Raw genomic sequence first — 20,444 nt, forward strand, 5'->3', positions numbered from 1 at the left:
TGTGCCCGACTCAGGCCCAGAGGGAGACCTCCAGCTGGGTGGCCACGGCCCGGACGATATCGGTCCGAGTCACGATCCCCAGCAGTTGAGCGTGACGGTCAACAACGGGCAGGCTGTTAAAACGACAATCACAGAGCACCCGGGCGATATGCTGAAGAGCTACGGCCGGCTCGACCGTGACCACCTGGGGGGACATGATCATTCCCAGGGGATGATCAGCGGCCTTAAGATCAGCAGCCTTAAGGACGCTCTCGCCGTTCACCACCAGCACCTTCAACAGGTCACCTCGAGTCGTGATCCCCACTAGCTGTCCCTGGTGGTCGACCACCGGAACCTGGCTGATCCGGTTGTGACAGAGCAGCTCCCAGCAGGCCTCGGGAGAAAAGCTCTCAGGCACGGTGATCACCGGGGCGTGCATGAGCTGCCCCCCCTGGACAACGGGATGCTCCAGGTGAGGGGGAAGGTGCTGTTGATAGTTGCGGAGCAGGACACGGGATTTCCCGGCAGCGCCCAGGTCAGCAGCCGGCTCGTCACGCCTCCGCTGATGGGCCGCAATCGCAGGATGAAGCCGCTTCACCCGATACAGGGCCTCCAGTGAATCGTGAAGACTGCGGCCCGTGACCTCATATACGGCAAACATAACCCTACCCCAAAAGACCGGCGACTCGAAACTCGAAAGAGGGACTCTCCTCTATAGAATAATCAGCCTGGGCTAAGGATCAATCCGTCTGCCGGCACACCATGGCCATTCGGCCCTACAGCAAACGGACTTAGCTGCTCAGGGCCCTGAGCACCGCCGGCATAAAGACCGGCAGATCGTCCGGGGTGCGGCTGGTGATGAGCTTGCCATCCACCACCACCTCCTGGTCGACCCACCGGGCTCCGGCGTGGATCAGGTCATCCTTGATGGCAAAGAAGGAGGTGAGCCTCCGTCCCTGAACCACCTTGGCCGAGGCCAGCATCCAACCGGCATGGCAGATGGCCGCCACCACCTTGCCCTGGTTGACGCCATCGGCCACCAGGCCGACCATCTCGGGATAGCGGCGCATCATATCCGGGGCATAACCACCGGGAATGATGATGCCGTCAAACTCTGCAGCATGAACCTGGCCGGCCACGGTATCGGGCCGGACCACGGTCCCGGGCTTGCCGGTATAGCTGCTCGCACTGCCGCTGCCGACCACCACTACCCGGGCTCCGGCTTCCTGCAAACGGTAATAGGGATACCAGAACTCATGGACATTAAAGAGCTCTTCCACCAGGATCGCGACCTTCTTGCCTGCACATTCCATGCTTCCTCCTCCTGTTACGGCAACCTTGAAACATTGCCTTCTCTTTCTCACCCTGCCTTATGATGTAGATTGTATCCTCGGAATATCCGTTACCTGACTGCGACAACATCTCGCCCATGCCTTGAGCCGGATCGAAACATCTCCTTTTTCAAAACACCCTTACTCCTGTACAAAGGCCGGCTTAGGGCCCATAATTATCCTTAGGTCATCTTGAAAAATTGTTTTCCCTTCCAACCTTGGCGTTGCACTCAAAATTTTATCCTCTGAATATCAGACATATGCCTGCGGAAAAATGTATCGCGCGCCTTAAGCTTGATCGAAAAATCTCATTTTTCAAGATACCCTTTAGGTTGCGGCGTCCCGCAGCAGCCAACATCAGTCGCAGCAACTCCCTTTAACCACAATCTGAGGAGACCAGGATGAGCAAAGAGAGCTTGAGCAAAGAGAACTTACGACATGGCGCCTTTAGCTGGGTGGAACTGATGACCAGCGACCAGGGTGCGGCCAGGGATTTCTACAGCCGCCTCTTTGGCTGGGAAACTGAAGAGTATCCCATGCAAGACGCCAACTACACGGTGCTCAAGGTCGATGGGGTGCCGGTGGGCGGTATCATGACCACCCCGCCGGAGTGCCAGGGGATGACACCGAGTTGGAGCGCCTATGTCACGGTGGATGATGTGGATGCCACTGCCGATCAGGTCACGGAGTTGGGCGGCAAGCTCCTCCATCCGCCCACCGACATCCCGGAGATCGGCCGCTTCTGCGTGCTCCAGGATCCCCAGGGCGCGGTTATCTGTGCCATCACCTACCTGGTAAAGGAGTAAGCCTTTCCAGGCGCACCAATCCTTCGGAGGCGGCCGGCTCAGAAATTCCGGGCCGCCTCCCGGAGAATCTCCTGCACCGGCCCACTGAACCAGCAGTCGAGGAAGAGCTCGTCATCGGCCTGGTGCTGCTGGCTGTAGCGGGCCCGGATGGTCTCGGTGCGGTTGGCCTTGACCCCGGCAAAGGCCTTGGCCTGCAGGCCTGCCAGGGTTCCGGCCTGTTCCAGGGCCCGGTCGAACAGCTCTTCGCCAGGATGGACTCCATCAACAAGACCCACCTGCTCGGCCTCCTGAAAAGACATGAACTCGCCGCTGTAGCTCATGTGGGCGGCGACCCGTTCCCCCACCACCTGCTTGAGCATCAGGTCAGCCAACAGGGGCAGGGGCAGGCCCAGTTTGATTTCATTGAGGCCGATCTTTTTTGGAGCTGAACCGGCCAGACGATAGTCACAGCTCAGGGCCAGGATATTGCCGCCGGCCACGGCATGCCCCTCCAGGACAGAGATGGTCGGCAGGGGCAGGGTATAGATGTCCAAAATCAGCTGATTGAAGCTCTGCCAGAACTGGGCCATATCCTCCCGGTTCAGGGACAGCAGGGCGGGCAGATCCAGGCCCATGGAGAAAAACTTCTCTCCACCGCAGAGGAGCATGGCCCCGGCCTGCTGACGGCTGGTCGCCACCGCCCCCCTCATCTCCTGGACCAGGGCGGGTGAGAGGGCATTGGTGGGTCCATTGGTTAAACGCAGCACAGCAACAGCTTCACGCTGTTCAAGTTGGATCGTCGTTGTCATGGCAGCCTCTGCTAATAAAAGGAAGGAGGTCGACCGTCGCCCTCAAGGCAAGCGGACCGACAGCAATACCTTACCAGTACCACAACAAAAGGTGTCATTTCAAAAAAATAGCAAAAAACACTTCCCTGGCCCTCACCTCTGTTCAGGTAAGGGGGAGAGCAGGCGCCGACGATCACCGCCCTGCTCTCCCCCCGGGCAGGGACAGGCCCTGCCTCAGCCCAGCCACTCATAACTGACAATGGTGGCCGGATCGCAGGCACAGCAGCCCTTGGTGCAGCCCAGGTTGCCGGCATGCTTTTTGACCTTGCCCTTCTGCACCCAGCGTTCCACCATCGGCTCCACGGCACTGGGCTCGGTGTCGAAATGAACAGCCAGATCCCGGAGGGCTACGACCCTGCGCTTTTTCAGATACTGCTTGAGTTGAATCAGATCCATCTTCTCCTCCTTGATGAAAACATAGCGCCAGGGAGGCTTGAGCGCCTCCCTGGCAGATCCTTATCAGGCTCGCTGGGCGGCCTCCAGGGGCAGGGCCAGCTCCCGATGCCGCCCCAGCAGGGCCAGGATCATCACCACCCCGGCCACTGCCCCGAGATCGATCACGATCCAGAGCAGGGAGGCCGCAGGGTGTGCCCCAAAGCTGGCCAGCTGATAAAAGAGGGTGGCCGCCACATAGGCCAGGAAGGTGGTCCAGAACCCGATAAACAGGGTCCAGCGCAGGTTGGTTTCCCGATAAACGGCGGCAATGGCAGCGCTGCAGGGGAAGTAGAGGAGGACAAACAACAGGTAGGCAAAGGCTGCGGCCTTGGTGCCGAACAGGGCCACCATGGAGCCAAAGGTAGTGAGCTCCACCTCCATCTCCCGGGCGACCGCCTCATGGTCATCCAGGCTTCCCATCGAGATCCCCAGGGGATCCAAGAGGGTGGAAGAGAGTTCAGCGAGATTGGCAGGAATCGTGGCCAGGGCCTCCTTGAGGGCCGCAGCCAGGGCAAAGTCCTCGCTGTCGTCCGACCCGGTCGCCCCTTCGGCACCATAGAGGGCATCCAGAGTGCCGACAATGGCCTCCTTGGCAAAGATACCGGTAAAGATCCCCACCGTGGCCGGCCAGTTCTCAGCCCTGATCCCCATGGGCGCAAAGATCGGGGTAATGGTGGTACAGATTGAAGCCAGGGCCGAATCGCCGCTCTCCTCATGACCAAAGGTACCGTCCAGGCTCCAGGAGTTGAGGAAGGTCAACACCGCAATCAGGGGAATCAGGATCTTGCCGGCCTTGAAGATAAAACTCTTCAGCCGGTCCATGGTGCTGAGCAGGACATTGCCCGGCGAGGGCAGGTGGTAGGGCGGCAGCTCCATCACAAAGGGGGTAATCTCACCCTTGAGCAGGGTATTCTTAAGGATCAGGCCGGTAAAGACCGCTGCCCCGATACCGATCAAATAGAGGAGAAAAACCAGGTTCTGGCCGCCGCTGGGAAAAAAGGCCGCCGCAAAGAGCGCATAGACCGGCAACCTGGCCCCGCAGGAGATAAAGGGGTTCATCATGATGGTCAGGGTCCGGTCCCGCTGGTTTTCCAGGGTCCGGGTGGCCATGATGGCCGGAACATTACAGCCAAAGCCCACCAGCATGGGGATAAAGGATTTCCCGGGCAGGCCGATCAGACGCATGAACCGGTCCATCACAAAGGCGGCCCTGGCCATATAGCCGGAATCTTCCAGAAAGGAGAGGAAGAGGAACATGAAGCCGATGGGAGGGATAAAGGTGGCCATGGTCTGGATACCACCGCCGATACCACCGGCCAGCAGGGTCACCAGCCAGGTCGGGGCATGGACCGACTGCAGCAGGGTTCCCAGGCCGTCGACAAAGATGGCTCCTGCCGCGAGATCAAAGAAGTCAATAAAGGCCCCACCAAGGTTGATGGTAAACATGAACATCAGGTACATGGCCGCCAGAAACAGGGGAATACCCAGGTAGCGGTTGAGCAGGAGCTGATCGATCTTCTGGGAGGTGGTCTGCCGGATCCGCCCCTTGGTACGTACCGCCCTGCTCGTCAGCTGGTTGATCCAGCCATAGTGGGCCGAGGCAATGGTGATGTCCAGCTCTTCATCGCTGCGCTCCTCCAGGGACTCACGCAGGATGGCAGCCCGCTCCAGGGCTCCACGGCCCACCAGCTCGGCCACCTGCTCCTCATCCTCCAGCAGACGAGCGCTTAACCAGTGGCAATCGATCTTCCTGATGGCGGCGCGCTCCCTCACCAGGGGCACCAGCTCGTCAACGGCAGCCGCCACCTCAGCGGGATAGAGCTCCCGCTCTGCCGGCAGTCGCCCTGCAGGCATTGCCCGCTCAAGGGCATCCTTGAGCTGCCCCATCCCCTGCCCCTTGGTGGCCACCAAGGGGATCACCGGACAACCCAAGCCGGCGGCCAACTGCTCCAGTTCAAGCACCAGGCCGTTCTCCTTGGCCACATCCATCATGTTGAGCACGATGAGCAGGGGCACCCGCATCTCCATCAGCTGGCTGGTCAGGTAGAGGTTCCGCTCGATGTTGGAGGCATCGACAATATTGACGATCAGTTGGGCATCCCCGGAGAGGACAAAATCACGGGTCACCTCCTCGTCCAGCGATGACGCGGACAGGGAGTAGATCCCCGGGGTATCCACCACCTCGATCTGCCGGCCGGCGTGCTCATAGACGCCGGTCTTCCGATCCACCGTTACCCCCGGCCAGTTGCCCACCCGCTGTCTGGCCCCGGTCAGTGCGTTGAACAGGGTGGTCTTACCGCAGTTGGGATTGCCCACCACGCCAATGGTCACCTTCTTCATCGGCTCACCTCCTCCACCAGCAGGGCGTCGGCTTCCGCCTTACGCAGACTCAGGCTGAAACCGCGCACCTCGATCTCCACAGGGTCACCCAGGGGGGCGATCCGTTTGACGCTGAACTCTGTGTCCCTGATCAGCCCCATGGCCAGGAGCTTGTGACGATAGCTCTTGGCTCCCCGGGCAAAGCCCGCCACCCTGCCTCTCGTACCCACTGCCATCCGGGTCAGTGCATGCTTCATCTCTCAACCCTCTCGACCTTAATCTTATGGGACATCCCGCCGCCAAAGGCATAGCTGTGACCGGCCTTGGCGATCAGCACCGCCCCCTGCCCCTGACGGTGGACCACCTGGATGACATCATCCAGGTGCAGCCCCATGTTGAGCATCTTCTGCTGAACCATCCGTCCTCCGTGGATCAGGACAATCCGGACCTGTTCCCCTTCACCTGCCAGGGCCAGCGGAAAGGCTGCCGGTCCTGCCCCCTGTTCTCTTCTCTTTGCTATCATCCGAGCCATCGAAACCTCTCTTGTATACGCTCTCTGCAAAAGCCTGGTAGCGGAACCATCGGTTCCACCGCCCGGCCATTCTTAGGACTACCTAACAAGCGCCTTCTACCCCAGTCTCGGTTCGGAGTCAATATCTTTTTTTAGCTATACCTAACACTGTGAGCTCGAATTAACTCTCCGCTCAAGCTACCGCAAAACCATGGGCAAGACAGCGGGACCCGGAGATCGCCGGACCTTGAAGAGAAGGAAGGATAAGGGGTTCTCAGGGGATGGAGCAAGGCCAGCGTCCAGTGCTCAAGTCCTGAACAAAGCGCTCAGCGGTCTGGAAGGGAGAGGGACAAGAGGCGGAAAGGAACCGCTCTCAAAGAGAGTTTGAAAGATCAGAGGTTTCGATCAAGAATAAGGCATGGGAGGAAGTTGGTCTATCCAGACACAGGGGGGATCTCCCGACCCATCGGCAGCGGAGGGCTCTCCCCTCCCAACGATGCATCTCTTAGCTGTCATTCCCGCGCAGGCGGGAATCCAGTTCAGGAGGAATCATGAAAAGCACCCTTGCGGCTAGATCTTGACGAGCAAAAGGGATGGGGCGCTCTACACCGGTGTGAACAGCGACCTGGTAAGGCGTGTCTGGGTACAGAAAACATGAACCTTTACTGTAAAAACCTGGATGCCGCCTGCGCGGCCATGACAGCTAAAAGAATGACTTGATATATCCATAATGAATTCTATCAAAATCAGCCAGGACATCACCCGCAATGACCTTCATGATGAGGGTCAATACATTCCAATTTAAAATACAAGGTTCAAGAGATTGGGGATCTTTGAACAGGTGGTGACGTAGGTCCCACCCCTGTTCTCTGGGGGATACCTGTTAAACCCTTTCAGGAAATTCGAATAGACCCGAAAATTTTACCATATGCATTACCTCGATATCCCGGGGATAAGACCTTCACCATAGGGCAGAGGTTGGGGAAAAAAGCAACTTTTCAAGGTAGCTCAAAGCTTACTCCCTGAGAGGCTGAAGTTTATCGCCCCTGGTCATCCTCCTGACCTGAAGCTGTAGGCTCGGCCTCGCTGCTGTGGCGCGTGCAGCTCTTTTGGCTGCAGCCCTGTTTGCAGTAGTAGCCGAAACCGGAGTCCCAGGTGATCCCGCCCCTGGGACAGGTGGCCACATATTCGGCATACTTGACCAGTCGCTCGACAATGACCTTGGGCACAGAGTGTTCCATCCGGCAGGCGGCCTCATCGGCCTCCTTGCCGGCAACCCCCAGGACCTCGACAAAAAACTTCTCCAGGGCCCGATGGCGGTGGACAATATCCTCGGCCATCTCCCTGCCCTCATCGGTGAGGGTAATCAGGTCATAGGGGGCGTAGTTGACCAGGTTCAGCTTGGCCAAGTTACGCAGAGCGCCGGTGACCGAGGAGGCACGGACATCGAGGTACTCGGCAATATCCTTGGCCCGGGCAGCCATCTTCTTGGCGGAAATCTGATAGATCGCCTCCAGGTAATCTTCCTGGCTGGCGGTGAGCGTATTTTTAATTGTCATACCCTATTTCCTATTCAAAAAGCGCGTCAAGGTCCACCAAAAAATAACATCTGTCCTCTTCAAGCGACAGTTCGTCAGCTGTTGGCCTTGAGCAGTCGGCTGAAACGCTGGTTTCCCTGGAGATTGACAAAGGATTTCTCCTCGGCGATCTCCTCCTGGAGGGCATCGGCTAAACGGACCGCGATCTCGATATCATCGATGGCATCCTCGATCTGACCGATCTCGGCCTTGGCACAGGCCCGCTGCCAGTAGGCAAAGGAGTACTCCTTATCCTTTTCAATGGCCTGGTCCGCCAGGGAGAGGGCCCACTTCTTTTCGCCGATTTCCAGCAGGGCGTCGGCCTTGTAGGTCAAGACCTCGACGTCATCGGGACGCAACTCCAGGATCTGGTCATAGATGTTGATCTTTTCCTGTTCACTCTTTTCCAGACCGGCCCGCATCCAGAGAGAGTGGATGTTGTTGGTGATGGCGATCTCCTCCTGGTTCGCCAGGATCTGATTCGAACGCCGCCGCATCTTGCTCTCGATCTGGCTGAGCCGCTCCTCATACTCCTCCACCAGCAGGGCCATCTTCTGGGTGGTGATATCCTCGATATTGGCCCGCATGTCCCGCACCGACTTCCAGCCCAGGAGCACCAGGATGGTGGCAGCTGCGGTGATGATGTAGAAGATATTGTTGGTGGTGTCGGCGGTGTAGCGGATGGCCCGGTCGGCAACCTGGAGTTGGGCCTCGACCACCCGTTCGGTCAGTTCCACCTTCAACTGGTGTTGGGTAATCCGCAATTGCCTCAACTCATCTAAGATGTAGCGCTCGATAAAGGGTTTGAACAGGGGTTTGCTCAATTCCGGCTCCTGCACGATCTCGGCTGCTTCTGGTTCAGAAGGTTCCACAGAGCTCCCCTGGCTGGGGAGCGGGGCAGCCGCCCAGGCAGGGGCAGCAAGACTGATGGCAGCAAGAAAAGCCAGGGTAACGGCGGTCGAGGAGACTATGCTTCTGATCGTCATGGGAGGAAACCTGTTCAACATGGTTGGCTGGGGACTGGAACGAGGCGAGGGATAGCTGCAATCACGGCTGCTCATCTTCGCCAGCTCTGTTTACGGGGCCATCCTTACCACCATGGCCGGAGATTTTCGACCAGAAAAAGCAACAGAAAAATCACCACAAGCGGTTTTTATTCTCCGCCGCTGCGCCAGGCTGCGGAGGCGACCATGCCGGACTCCGAATCCTGGCCGCTCGCCGGCTGATCTGCTCCGGCGCGTCCTCTGCCCAAAAACCCTGCCCGTGGTCTGGTTCCTGATCCCAAACAGGGCACAAGCCATCATTTTTCCCCTGTTTATCCACATTTCTTTGACATTTCCCTGGTACTCAGACCGAAAGAGAAGCCGTCAGGGAGCACCAGAACGCCATGCGTGATCGGCACGATGAGGGCCGAGAACTCAAGCAGAAGCTTAGCCGGCTTAACCATAGGTACAAACAAGGAAGAACAAACCATGCAACTCGACTCTGAACGGCTCCAGGAGCAGCAACGATCACGCAGGTCCCCCTGGTTCGCCGGGCTGACCATGGCGGTTTCCCTGCTGATCATCATGATCTTCATCCTCAGCACCGCCACAGACGGCGCTGCCTCTTGCTGCGGCGCCATCTCCCGAACAGGGGGCATGGCAACAGCAGCCCTCTGCACTCCAGCGCCCAGAGAGAGCAACCCGGCCAACCAGCTGGAGAGGAGCAGTACCCGATGAAACCATATCCCGGTGACCGGCAGGGACCCCATTCATATATGCGGGCCCCTCACCTTCCCCGCACCCCAGCCTGGCTGCCGGCGCCATTGGCAAGCACGGCCCCTCCTCCGCTTAAACAAGAGCGGACTGTACCAGCGGCAAGGCTCACCGTCCCCTGTCAGCGCTGCGGCAAAAAGCTGGCTCTGGAGAAGGTCGCAATCCTGCCGGGAAAGAACCTCTGCCGCTGCCACCTGATGGCGGAAAAGGTCGAACAGTTCTGCCGCAAGCTGCGCCTACGGCTATCACGATCCCGCACCAGGCTCACTCCTTCCAGAAGCTGTTGTTCTCCCCTGCCTGACGACGCACTCCATTTTCCCACTGCCAGAAGTCGGGATGGAGCAGGACCAGGAGGGGAATCAGCTCCAGCCGACCGCCGATCATGTTGGCGATGAAGATCAGCTTGGTCAGCCAGGCCAAGTCAGCGAAACTGCCCATGGGACCGATGGCGCCAAAGCCGGGGCCGATGTTGCCGATGGTGGCGGCCGTGCCCACCAGGCCGACCTGGGCGTCCTGTTCGATGATGGTCACCAGCAGGGCCGAGATGATCATCAGGGCCAGATAGCAGAGCAGAAAGCCGAGCATCTGGCGCTGGGTCTCCTCGTTAACGGCCCGGCCTTCGATCCTGAGGGGCAGGATGGCCTTGGGGTGGATGATCTGGACGATCTCCCGTTTCAAGAAACGAAAGAGGAAACCGATCCGGACCACCTTGATCCCGCCGCCGGCAGACCCGGCGCAGCCGCCGATCAGCATGGTGGAAAAGAGGATCACCTTGGCCGGCACGGCCCAGAGGGCAAAGTCTGCCGAGGAAAAGCCGGTGGTGGTCACCAGGGAGATGATCTGAAAGAGGCTGTCGCGGATGCCGGCCACCAGCCGGCTGTTGCCCTGCCAGAGCATCAGGGCCAGCACGGCGGAGAGGCCGAGGATGATCTTCAGGTAGAGGCGAAACTCCCCACTGGACCAGAGGGCCCTGCCCTTGAGTTTGACCATCAGCTGGTACTGGAGGGCAAAGTTGCTGCCGGCCAGGAACATGAACAGGGTGATGATCCAGACCACGGTGCTGTTCTCATAGCCCATGATGGAGAGCGGGTGGGGGGAAAAACCGCCGGCAGCCATGGTGGCCAGGCCGTTGCAGACCGCATCAAAGGGCGCCATCCCGGCCAGGATGAGGCAAGCGATCTCCACCAGGGTCAGGGCCACATAGACCAACCAGAGGGCCTTGGCAGTATGGGTGATCCTGGGGGTGATCTTCTCTTCCGTGGGCCCGGGCGCCTCGGCAAAGAAGATCTGGCGGCCGGCCACGGCAAACTGGGGCAGGATGGCCACAAAGAGCACGATGATCCCCATGCCGCCCAGCCACTGACTCAGGCTTCGCCAGAAGAAGAAGGACCCGGGATAGGCCGAAAAATCCCGGAGGATGGTGGCCCCGGTGGTGGTCACCCCGGAGACCGACTCAAAGTAGGCATCCAGGGGATGGAGGCCGTAAAAGAGGTAGGGCAGCGCCCCAAAGAGGGCCACCAAGACCCAGGTAAGGGTGACGATGAAGAGTCCCTCCTTCTTCCTGAGCTGTTCAAAGCGACGGGCAGCCCGGCCGTAATACTGGAGCAGGAGGCCGCAGGCCACCGCAGAGCAACCAGCCAGCCCAAAGGGGAGCAGGGAAAAGTAATCCTGCTCGATCAGGGCCACGGCCATGGGCGTGAGCAGGATGATGCCAAAGAAGGAGAGGATCAGCCCCACCGCACTGGCAATCAGGGGCAGGTTCATGGGATCAGCAGTTTCTTGATGGTTGCGGCATCTTCGGCCATGGTGAAGATGATCAGACGATCACCGCCCCTGATCCGGCTGGAGCCGTGGGGCACCACCACCCTGCTGCCCCGCTTGATCACCGCGATCACCGCCTTGACCGGAAAGGCCAGCTCACTGATGGGGGTCGGGCTGAACTCCTGGGGCAGGGTGAGGCGGAGAATCTCGCCCTTGCCGCCCTCAACCAGGCCCAGCAGGTCCACGTCTTCGCTCTGCAGCCGGTCGAGCAGGACCTTGAAGGCCGACTCCATGGGTGAGACCACCACATCGATGCCCACCCGCTCAAAGAGCTCGAAGTTCTTGCGGTTACTCACCCGGGCGATCACCTTTTCCGAGCCCAGCTGCTTGGCCAGGAGCGAACAGAGCAGGTTTTTCTCGTCATTGTTGGTCACGCAGACCGTGACATTGGCCCGGCCAAAGGCCTCCTCCTCCAGCAGGCTGATGTCGGTACCGTCACCGTTGAGGATCAGGGTCCTGGGCAGCTTCTCGGCAATATCGCTGCAGCGGTCGCTCTCCAGCTCGATCAGCTTGACCCGGATATCGGTCTGCTCCAGCTCTTTGGCCAGCATATAGCCGACGTTGCCGCCGCCGATGATGGCCACATTCTTGACCGGCAGCTTGTCCTTGAAGATCCGGGCCGCCAGGGTATCGATCCCCTGGGCCGTGCCCATGAAGGTGACCCGGTCACCGGCCTCGATCACCATGGAGCCGTCCGGGATGAGCAGCTCATGGTCACGGTTGACGCAGACCATCAGCACGTTCTCGGGAAAGCCGCACTCCTGAACACGCCTGCCGCAGATGCTGCCCGCCTCCTTGATCCGGTATTCAAAGAGCTTGACCTTGCCCCCGGCAAAGTACTCCACATCGATGGCCTCTGGCACCATGATCACCCGAAAGATATCCATGGTTGCCAGCTGCTCGGGCCAGATCAGGGTATCGATACCATAGATCTCCTTGTTGTTGCCGGCGATCTCGGCGTTGAGGCTCTTGAACAAGCCCTCGCTGCTGACAAAACAGATGGTCTCTCCCTGGGAGATCTTTTTCACGGTCCAGCAGGCGACGATGTTGGCCTCATCGTTCTCCGAGCAGGAGATGATCAGGTCCGCCTTTTCCGTGGCCGCCTGCTCCAGGGTCTCGATATCCACGGCACTGCCCTGGATAAATTGCAGATCCAGGAGGTTAAAGGCCTCGGGTATCCGCTCCACCCGGTCCACCACCGTGACGTTATGCTCCTGACAGAGGTGGCTGGCCACCATGTAGCCCGCATCCGTGGCTCCGAAAATCAGTATATTCATGCCCGTCCCATTGGCGATTGGCAGCTGCACTATGCCTACGGTAAAATTTATCGCACGCCTTGACCTTGATCGAAAAATCTAATTTTTCAAGGTACCCACAAGGTACCCTTAAGGCCACCTTGAACAACTGCTTTTTCTTCCAATCTCGGCCTTGCACTCAAAATTTTATCCCCGGAATACCCGTTATATGCCTGCGATACCATTTTTCGCAGGTCTTGATCTTGCTCGAACATCCTCATTTTGCAAGCTACCCTTAATACGCCGATCCGCTAAAGACAACCCGAATCTGGACGCACTGCTCCTCCCACCCCAGCTCCCGGGCAAACCGCCAGAGGGAGACCGCTCTTCCCAGGGGATCCCCTTCCCCTTTTCAGAAACAGGACTATTGTATTGAATAGGTATTGCCCAGCTATTGCCCAGGGTCAGGCGTGGCTGATTATCCATACAGGCTTAACGCGCTCGCGCAGAAGACACGTTCCTGATCCGCCAAAGCAACAGGATCGGAGCAATCTTCCGATACTCTTTAAAAAACAGCAACCAGGACCAGCGTAACAACAGAGGGCGACCACATACGCCACCGGCAGCCATGGGATGTGTGCCGCCAGGCAGCAGGAGAACGACAGGCCATGATTACGATCACTGAAAAAGCACGCAACATGCTGAGGCAACACGGAGCCGGCAACGATAACTTCCTGCGAATACGCGTCAAGAGCGGCGGCTGTGCTGGCATGACCTATGATGCGGAAATCGATGACCGGAAAGCTGATGACGAAAAGGTCGTGCAGTGTGAACATGGGATCCGGATCATCTCCAACCAAGAGAGCCTCCAATTCCTCGAAGGACTCTCCATCGACTACTCAGACGACCTGATCTCTGCAGGTTTCAGGTTCAACAACAGCAGTAATGACTCCTCCTGCGGATGCGGCGCAAGTTTTGCTCTGGCAGGATTCCCGACCCTGCAGACTGGAGGTGAATGCCATGGCTCGTAATCCGATTCCCTTGCTGGGCGGCAAGTCGGTCCACTGCATCAACGAACAGCAGATGGCAGAGGCCTGGCGTCTTGCCGAAGAAGATCCCAACTCCTCCCCTAAAATCCAGGCCAGTCTTAAGGAGTTGGAGGCCGGGCTGTCGAGAAACGAACTGGCAGCCCTGGCCTTTGTGCTCATCCAAAGGCTGAAAAGCTCCTCTCCCTTCAGAGCTGCAGCAAGGCAGGCTCGACCTCCTCACCCCGCCGGCAGTAAAGCCCAGTAGAGTGCAGTAAAGCTCGGCAGAGCGAAAAGCGATGGCCAGGGCCACGATCACGGCCATTGCTCTTACGCTCTCAATCGCCCATCCCCCATCGCCTTCTGTCCAGGGTCCATCGTTCCTCCGGGTCCAGCCACGAGCCCCCCTGTCTCCCGAACGGTTTCCTAGTCTTTCCCTTATGTTTCCCTTATCCCCTGATAACAGAGCCCTAAAACGAGCAGGGTATTGATTGTAGCCACTGACTTTCAGCCAAGAAAACTGTTACTCAAAGGAGAGTATAATGCGCAAGACATTGTCCGTGCTGGCCCTGGCCACTGGTAGCTGTTGTATCCTGGCCGCCTCTGCTGCTGCCGCAGATAACCGGCTGCTTTCTCTGAACGACCCCATGGCAGCCTTTCTGGAAACCAGGGCCTACGCCAAAAAAATGGGCGCCTCTGCGGAGTTTCGCAAGATGGAGGGTGTGGCCTACGACAAGAAGAACAACAAGATCTACATCGCCATGAGTTCCATCGACAAGACCATGAGTGATGATAAGGGTGATATCACCCTTGCTGCCAATAAGTGCGGGATCGTCTACGAGGCCCAGCTCGACGACAACTACAACATCAGCAGCCTCAAGCCGGCGGTTGTGGGCGGCCCCTACGACAAGAGCGTCGGCTCCAAGGTCAGCTCCGGCTTCAGGGACCGCTGCGCTGTCAACAACATTGCCAACCCGGATGGCCTGTTTGCAGATCGACACGGCAACCTCTGGATCTCTGAAGATACCAAGAACCATACCAACAATGCCCTCTGGCGCTGGAACGGCAGGAAGCTCGAACGCTTTGCCACGGTACCCACCGGCGCGGAGATCACCGGCATCATCGTCACCAACAGCGACGATGTGCTGTTTAACGTCCAGCATCCTTCCGCCATGTCCAGGTTCCCCTATAACCGCGGCACAGTGGGTATTGTCAACGGTTTCAAGGCAGGCGAGGCCTTCAAGGCCGTGGCGGTTCCCAGCGGAGACCAGGTCTTTGATCTCCAGCTTGCCAGCGGCAGCTACCAGGTCCTTGAGCGGGTGGGCGAAGGGATTCCCAACGAGGTCGCCGGAGGTCGCTTCGGCCAGGTCAATCGCCTTGACGGCAGCCTCAAAGAGATCTGCAACCACCCCGACGGCAACATGTTTGTGCCCATCTCCGCCTCAGGGGATGAGGCCTATCTCTTTACCAACTACGAATGCCGCCCCGGGGCCATTGCCAAGGTCTACATGAAGCGTAACGGCAAGAGCTGGGAGATCCTTGACGGCGAAAACCTGAGCTTTGCAGGGGTCCAGGGTACCTGGAACAACTGTAACGCCAGCGTCACCCCCTGGAACACCGGGCTGAGCTCGGAAGAGTATGAGCCGGTGGCGGCAAAATCGGGCTGGCAGAAAAACGTCGCTGCCATGAGCGACTACCTGGGCGCGCAGGCCAATCCCTATGACTACGGCTACCCCCTTGAACTGATCCCCGATCCCAAGGGAGATTCGCCGATGACCACCGTGGTCAAACATTATGCCATGGGTCGACTCAGTTATGAGATGAGCGCCGTGATGAATGACGGCAAAACCGTCTACAGCGGCGACGACGGCACCGGGGTGGTGCTGGCCAAGTTTGTTGCCGACAAGGCCGGAGACCTGAGCGCCGGTACCCTCTACGCGGCAAAGGTCAGCCAGCAAGCCGATGACAGCTTTGCCCTTAAATGGATCGAGCTCGGCCGCAGCAACAGCGGCGACATCTACGACGCGATCCGCTCCGTTCCCCTCGAGAGGTAAACTGCTCTGGTTTACCCGCTGCCAGGCCCGGGGCTCCCCCGGGTCTGGTTCTTCCCTCCTGCCTTGCCTAACGGTTAACGGTTCAAGCTCCAGCAGACCAGCCCTGGCCGGTTTGACACGCTCTCCCCTGCCTCGACCCCGAACCTGGACGCTCAATCCGGCAGGACGCTAGAAGAGGAAAAAGAGAATCAGTGAACAGTCTGCAGAGAGGGATACTTCCGGCTGAGCAGGGTACCTGATTAGACAGCTGTATCCTCGAAATATCAACCAGATGCCTGTGACATAAGGTGTCGTGCGTTTTGAGCTTGATCAAAAAATCTCATGTTCCAAGCTAGCCTGAAGCTGGGGTGGAGCCGTTCGCCCCTGCCCCTCCGGTGAACGCTGCCTACTTTCCTCCTTCGGATCCGATGGCCGACTCCCCGGCCCTGGCCAAACTCGGCTGCCCTTCACCTGCCAGCTCGAGCACAAAGCTGACCAGCTCGGCGATCTCCTTTGGAGCAAATCGTCCCCCTGCTCCCCGGTCCCAGGCCGGCATCAGGGATCCGGGCACACCTGCCTTGACCGTCGACTTGATAAAGAGGTCGGTGCGCACCAGCCATTGCCGCTCCCGGAGAGAGGGGCCGAGAGCGCCCTGGCCCCAGTCCCCATGGCAGCGGCTGCAGTGGGCCTGAAAAAGGGCCGCTCCTGCCCGGACGTCTCCGCCTATGACGGGAAAACGAGGAAGGCGCAGGGGTTTGAAGTCATCGGGATCAAGGGCCGGCGGGATCATCAACTCAGCGGCAATGGCCAGGGGTTCATCCGCCTTCTCCCAGCTGGTGATGTAGGCGACCACCGCCTTGATCTCCCTGTTCTTCAGGGGGCCGCCCAGGATCCTGCTAAAGGCCTGCATCTGGGTGGAGGTCTTGCCCTCGGTGATCAAGCGCTGTACGGTTTCCGCGGCCACCCCTCTGCCCATGCGCGCCTGTGCATAGGCCAGGTGGCAGCGGTAACAGTTGCGCGTATAGAGCCAGCCGCCCAGGGCAACCGGATTGTTGTCGACCACACTCTGCAATGGAGGGGAAAGCAGGGCCTGGTCTGCAAGCTTGATGGCCCTGGCCTTTTTGGGAGCAGGCCTGCGGCTTCGCCGCTGCTCCTCCACAACCAGCAGCGGCGGCAGCTCAGGCAGGGCAGGTTCCCGGTCCTCTGCCTCCCACCGGAGCATGTAGCGGGCCAGGGCGGTGAGCTCCCTGCCCCCAAAGGGGCCTCTCCTGGTTCGCGACCAGGCGATCTTGCAGCCGTCCCCGCCAATGGCCTGCCTCAACTCCTGCTCTGTGTCATATTCTGCAGCCAAACGCTCCTGTTCATAGTCGGGATGACAGCGGACGCAGCTGCTCCTGTAGAGCCAGGCGCCCAGTACCACCGGCTCACGGAGTACGCCCTGATACCCCGTTGCAGCGGCTGCCGCAGAGGCTGGAGGAGCTGACGGCCCACCAAAGAGGAGCGCAGCGGCCAGGGGCAGCAACCAGGGGGAGAATCGTTTCACCGCCCACCTCCGGCCGTCAGCCCGCCCGGGTGGTGCACAGCTGCTCCGGGACCAGGGAGGCTGGCGGGGATCATCATTGCAGCAGAAAGGCGCTCACCGCATCCAGTTCACGCCTGGTTAGGGTGGTGCTGCCGCAGGAGTATTGTCGGCCCGGACGATATCCTTCCAGCAGAAAGCTGTCCGGGACCAGGATCGATTCCCGGATATAGGCCAGGGGCTCCATCCCCGCCTTCCGGCTCCCAGCCAGGCCGCTGATCTCAGTGAGATCAGGGCCAGTGGAGTGCGAACCCATCGCCTGATAGCGATGACAGCCGCTGCACTGTTCTTGAAAGACCCTGCTGCCGCGGGCGATCAGTTCCGGTTGGGGGCTCTGCTCTGGGGGGATTTCCAATGGCGGCAGGGTCACCTTTCCGCTGGCCGTGGCCTGCCAGTTGAGCACAAAGGCGGTCAGAGCCGCGACCTCATCACCGCGCAGGACCCCACCCAGACGCTGGTGCCAGGGAGGCATCACCGCGCTGCTGCCGTTGCCGGCATAGATGGGCCTGGTGCCCATCATCCGCCCATACTCGATGGTCGAGGCGACATATCGGCTGAGGGTGAACTGCCAGCCGACCTCGGAGAGCCGCTTGAGGAAAAAATGGCGATCGCTCAAGGGAGGCCCCAACTGGCCGACCCCCTCCCCGCGGATGCCGTGGCACAGCCTGCAGTGGAGATGGTAGAGCTCGGCACCGGTTTCAATCGCTCTGCCCCGGTAGCCGGCAGCGGCCTGTTCCAGGCGGACGGACTCGCCGGGGCCGAGATAGAGCAGCAGCGCGGCCAGCAGGAGGGTGGTGCCGAGGAGGACCTCCAGCAGAAACCTGGTCATGACGGCCCGGGATCGTGGTGATCGACAGCCGGCTCTTGACTCTGCCGCCGGTGCACGAAGAGACGCATCGTTTCACTCTTCAGGGGCCCCTGCCCTGCCTTGTTCCAACTAACACGCAGGGTTATCCGTTTGAGCTGATCCTGCCAGGGTTCAACGATCACGCTTCCCCGGGCGCTCCCCCCCTCTCCTGCCGTCACCTGGTTCCAGCCAGCTGCCGAGCCAAGCTGCTGTACAGCAGCGGAGAACTCGGTCAGGAACGCCAGGAACTCCGCGGGCAGGCCTGGGTCAAGCGGATCCCGGGTGCGATAGATCCCCGGGGGCAGCTGCCCGTAGCCCAGACGATGAAACACGCTCTGCCGCTCTTCCGGGGCAAAACGCCGCAGCAGGTTGGCCACCGGCCCGGTCTGCGGCCCACCGTGGCCCGGCAGGCCAAACTGGCTCAGGTAGAGCAGACCGGTGATCAGCAAACCGGCAAGACAGAGGGCGCCAGGCCGCTTCTCTCCGGGTACCCTGACGCTTCGATCCACCAGGGGGAGGACACACAGGAGCAGGGTCAGCAGGAGGAGAAGGGCAACACCCGGCAGCAGGCTGTCACCCAGCTTCAAGGCCCCCTGCAGCCAGAGGAAGAACCAGGGCGCGCTGGTGGTAGCCGGGGTGTGGTTGGGGTTGGCATGACTCTCCAGGGGGGCATCATAGCCCCAGAGCGCTGCTCCAATCAACAGGCTCAGCAGCAGCCAGGAGAGGGTGAGCTCTTGCAGGAAGAGGGTGGGAAAGAGGGGAACTTTCCCGGAACGGCTCCGGCTGGGGCGCTCCGACTCGCCAAGGGGACGAACCGGCGGCCGCCGTCTGAGCCGATAATAGTGGCTGCCCAGAAAGCCCAGCCCCATGATCGGAACCAGCAGCACATGGAGCAGGTAAAAACGGAGCAGGCCATCCTGACCGAGCTCGGCCCCACCCCGGAGCAGGGTGGCCAGCTGCTGGCCGATCAGGGGCAGGGAGCCCAGCAGGGCGGTGCCAATGGTAATGGCCCAGTAGGCCAGTTGATCCCAGGGCAGGAGGTAACCGCTGAAGGCCAGAACCAGGGTGGCCGCCAGCAGCCCCAGCCCGGAAAACCAGGGCGCCCGCCCGCTGCCCCTGTAGCCGCCCTTGATCAGGACCCAGAACATATGGAGGACCACCACTGCCACCAGAGATTCGCCCCCCAGGCGGTGGAGATCCCGCAGCAGCCAGCCGAATGGGATCTCGGTCATCAGCCGGACCACAGAGCCATAGGCGGCCTCGCTGCTGGGCAGGTAATAACACATCAACAGCAACCCGCTGACCGTCTCCACCACCAGGAAGAATACCGCCGCAAAACCGAGGCCTAGGGTCTGGCCAAAGGCAACATCCTGCCGCTGGTAGTGGCTCGGACGGAGATGCGCCAGAAACCCCCTTGCCGAGCGGGAGCGGGCAGCAGACCTGCAGGGTCGGGCCTGGTCCTGGCGATGATGGAGAGTGGAAGCGCTCATGGCGTGGCAGCTGATCTGGTAGGGAGCATGGTCGTTGGCGTGATCGAGGGCCTGGTTCAGGAGGAGATCAGGCTGCCGGCTCGCTTCCTGGCGGTATCCACCTGGATGCGGATCAGCGGGCCTGCTCCGGCATCCTCCCCGGACTGTCCGGCCGGCGACTGCCGGAGCAGATCTGCTACCGGCAGGGGCTGCAGGGATCCTGCCCCTGCCTCCGGGGTCTCCCGGAGGAGCCGGCCCTCCTCGGCCAACAGCCGGACAGGGAACTGATCCAGGTTGCGCCGTGCCGGACCATTGAGCACCTCTCCGCTCCTGGTGAAGCGGGAACCGTGACAGGGGCAGACAAAGAGCTGCTGCTCCTGATCCCAGCTAAAGAGACACTCCAGGTGGGTGCAGGAGCTGTGCAGGGCAGAGAGGCCCTCTTCATTGTGGAGCAGCCAGAAGCGCCCCTGGGGAAAAGCCCGGGGTGCCGCGCCAGGGGAAGCGCTGCCCTCCAGGGTCCCGGCATCCACCAGGCCGCCAAAGGTGTTCTTGTGCACAGGAGGGCTGAGCAGAGCACGCAGCATGGCCCCCAGGCGACAGACAATCAGCCCGACCCCGAGCAAGACGCCCGAGAGGAGCAGCCCCCGCCTGGAGAGGGGAGCCGCCGCCTGCTCGCATTGCTGTCGCCGTTGATGTTGGTTGTGCCGTTGGTTGCGCAGAACGCGCTGCAGCGGAGCTCCGTCTGCAGCCGCTCTTGGTTGTGAGCTCTTCATCCCTTCTATTGACCCGACCCGGGTTAGGACCTGGTTAGGTTTGGGTCAGGAAAGCTTAAGGCTTCTCTGCCTTCGGAAAGGGGAGGGGAAAGCTGCGAATAGGGGGTAAAGGACGCAGGG

General features: G+C 60.1%; 20 protein-coding genes. 5 read left to right on the forward strand and 15 right to left on the reverse strand.

Annotated features, from left to right (window positions below):
- Positions 1-10 precede the first annotated feature (10 nt).
- On the reverse strand, positions 11-640 hold the full coding sequence (locus G494_RS0104895; protein ID WP_028583636.1) for a CBS domain-containing protein: 630 nt from the start codon (positions 638-640) through the stop codon (positions 11-13).
- Between the two features lie 130 nt (positions 641-770).
- A complete protein-coding gene (locus tag G494_RS0104900; RefSeq protein WP_028583637.1) occupies positions 771-1,292 on the reverse strand; it encodes a type 1 glutamine amidotransferase domain-containing protein in 522 nt (173 codons plus the stop codon).
- A gap of 419 nt (positions 1,293-1,711) precedes the next feature.
- Here G494_RS0104900 and G494_RS0104905 point away from each other — a divergent pair, with 419 nt between their 5' ends.
- Positions 1,712-2,116, forward strand: coding sequence for a VOC family protein (locus G494_RS0104905; RefSeq protein ID WP_051305390.1), 405 nt, complete (start codon positions 1,712-1,714; stop codon positions 2,114-2,116).
- A 38-nt stretch (positions 2,117-2,154) separates the two neighbouring features.
- Here the strand turns inward: G494_RS0104905 and G494_RS0104910 are convergent, their stop codons facing one another.
- From G494_RS0104910 to G494_RS21940, 7 genes are all read right to left on the reverse strand, one after another.
- The gene (locus G494_RS0104910; protein WP_084456411.1) at positions 2,155-2,904 is read right to left on the reverse strand and encodes an enoyl-CoA hydratase/isomerase family protein; all 750 of its coding nucleotides are present in this window, start codon (positions 2,902-2,904) and stop codon (positions 2,155-2,157) included.
- Between the two features lie 213 nt (positions 2,905-3,117).
- On the reverse strand, positions 3,118-3,339 hold the full coding sequence (locus tag G494_RS0104915) for a FeoC-like transcriptional regulator (protein WP_028583640.1): 222 nt from the start codon (positions 3,337-3,339) through the stop codon (positions 3,118-3,120).
- A gap of 63 nt (positions 3,340-3,402) precedes the next feature.
- Positions 3,403-5,718, reverse strand: a complete 2,316-nt coding sequence (feoB, locus tag G494_RS0104920) for a Fe(2+) transporter permease subunit FeoB (RefSeq protein ID WP_028583641.1) — start codon at positions 5,716-5,718, stop codon at positions 3,403-3,405.
- A complete protein-coding gene (locus G494_RS0104925; protein ID WP_028583642.1) occupies positions 5,715-5,954 on the reverse strand; it encodes a FeoA family protein in 240 nt (79 codons plus the stop codon). Before G494_RS0104925 ends, feoB begins: the two co-directional genes overlap by 4 nt.
- Positions 5,951-6,229, reverse strand: a complete 279-nt coding sequence (locus tag G494_RS0104930) for a FeoA family protein (protein WP_051305391.1) — start codon at positions 6,227-6,229, stop codon at positions 5,951-5,953. The genes G494_RS0104925 and G494_RS0104930 overlap by 4 nt, the downstream gene beginning before the upstream one ends.
- A gap of 1,016 nt (positions 6,230-7,245) precedes the next feature.
- Positions 7,246-7,767: a metal-dependent transcriptional regulator gene (locus tag G494_RS21935; RefSeq protein WP_084456413.1), complete on the reverse strand. Its 522-nt coding sequence runs from the start codon at positions 7,765-7,767 to the stop codon at positions 7,246-7,248.
- Between the two features lie 74 nt (positions 7,768-7,841).
- Positions 7,842-8,771 carry a tetratricopeptide repeat protein gene (locus G494_RS21940; RefSeq protein WP_051305392.1) on the reverse strand — a complete coding sequence of 310 codons (930 nt, stop codon included), beginning with the start codon at positions 8,769-8,771 and terminating at the stop codon, positions 7,842-7,844.
- A 486-nt stretch (positions 8,772-9,257) separates the two neighbouring features.
- Between G494_RS21940 and G494_RS0104950 the strand changes: the two genes are divergently transcribed.
- Complete coding sequence (locus G494_RS0104950; RefSeq protein WP_028583644.1) at positions 9,258-9,506, forward strand: hypothetical protein; 249 nt, start codon at positions 9,258-9,260, stop codon at positions 9,504-9,506.
- Between the two features lie 300 nt (positions 9,507-9,806).
- On the opposite strand, the gene G494_RS21945 is transcribed toward G494_RS0104950, so the two are convergent.
- A complete protein-coding gene (locus tag G494_RS21945; protein WP_051305393.1) occupies positions 9,807-11,306 on the reverse strand; it encodes a TrkH family potassium uptake protein in 1,500 nt (499 codons plus the stop codon).
- A complete protein-coding gene (trkA, locus tag G494_RS0104960; protein WP_028583645.1) occupies positions 11,303-12,640 on the reverse strand; it encodes a Trk system potassium transporter TrkA in 1,338 nt (445 codons plus the stop codon). The genes G494_RS21945 and trkA overlap by 4 nt, the downstream gene beginning before the upstream one ends.
- A 626-nt stretch (positions 12,641-13,266) precedes the next feature.
- Here trkA and G494_RS21950 point away from each other — a divergent pair.
- The 3 genes from G494_RS21950 to G494_RS25130 all read left to right on the forward strand — a co-directional run bounded on the left by G494_RS21950 (position 13,267) and on the right by G494_RS25130 (position 15,677).
- Positions 13,267-13,629: a HesB/IscA family protein gene (locus G494_RS21950; RefSeq protein ID WP_051305394.1), complete on the forward strand. Its 363-nt coding sequence runs from the start codon at positions 13,267-13,269 to the stop codon at positions 13,627-13,629.
- The gene (locus G494_RS0104970) at positions 13,619-13,891 is read left to right on the forward strand and encodes a hypothetical protein (protein WP_028583646.1); all 273 of its coding nucleotides are present in this window, start codon (positions 13,619-13,621) and stop codon (positions 13,889-13,891) included. Before G494_RS21950 ends, G494_RS0104970 begins: the two co-directional genes overlap by 11 nt.
- 274 nt (positions 13,892-14,165) lie before the next feature.
- On the forward strand, positions 14,166-15,677 hold the full coding sequence (locus G494_RS25130) for an alkaline phosphatase PhoX (RefSeq protein ID WP_051305395.1): 1,512 nt from the start codon (positions 14,166-14,168) through the stop codon (positions 15,675-15,677).
- Between the two features lie 385 nt (positions 15,678-16,062).
- Here the strand turns inward: G494_RS25130 and G494_RS0104980 are convergent, their stop codons facing one another.
- The 4 genes from G494_RS0104980 to G494_RS25140 all read right to left on the reverse strand — a co-directional run bounded on the left by G494_RS0104980 (position 16,063) and on the right by G494_RS25140 (position 20,324).
- Positions 16,063-17,199, reverse strand: coding sequence for a c-type cytochrome (locus tag G494_RS0104980; protein WP_028583647.1), 1,137 nt, complete (start codon positions 17,197-17,199; stop codon positions 16,063-16,065).
- Positions 17,200-17,272: 73 nt separating this feature from the next.
- Positions 17,273-18,064 (reverse strand): cytochrome c, encoded by a 792-nt coding sequence (locus G494_RS0104985; protein ID WP_028583648.1) that lies wholly within the window; start codon positions 18,062-18,064, stop codon positions 17,273-17,275.
- The gene (locus tag G494_RS25135; RefSeq protein WP_051305396.1) at positions 18,061-19,572 is read right to left on the reverse strand and encodes a cytochrome b; all 1,512 of its coding nucleotides are present in this window, start codon (positions 19,570-19,572) and stop codon (positions 18,061-18,063) included. Before G494_RS25135 ends, G494_RS0104985 begins: the two co-directional genes overlap by 4 nt.
- Positions 19,573-19,628: 56 nt before the next feature.
- Entirely contained in the window at positions 19,629-20,324 is a 696-nt protein-coding gene (locus G494_RS25140; RefSeq protein ID WP_051305397.1) for a QcrA and Rieske domain-containing protein, read from the reverse strand.
- Positions 20,325-20,444: the final 120 nt, after the last annotated feature.

The organism is Desulfogranum mediterraneum DSM 13871 (assembly GCF_000429965.1).
In the GTDB taxonomy this organism is placed as follows: Bacteria; Desulfobacterota; Desulfobulbia; order Desulfobulbales; family Desulfobulbaceae; genus Desulfogranum; species Desulfogranum mediterraneum.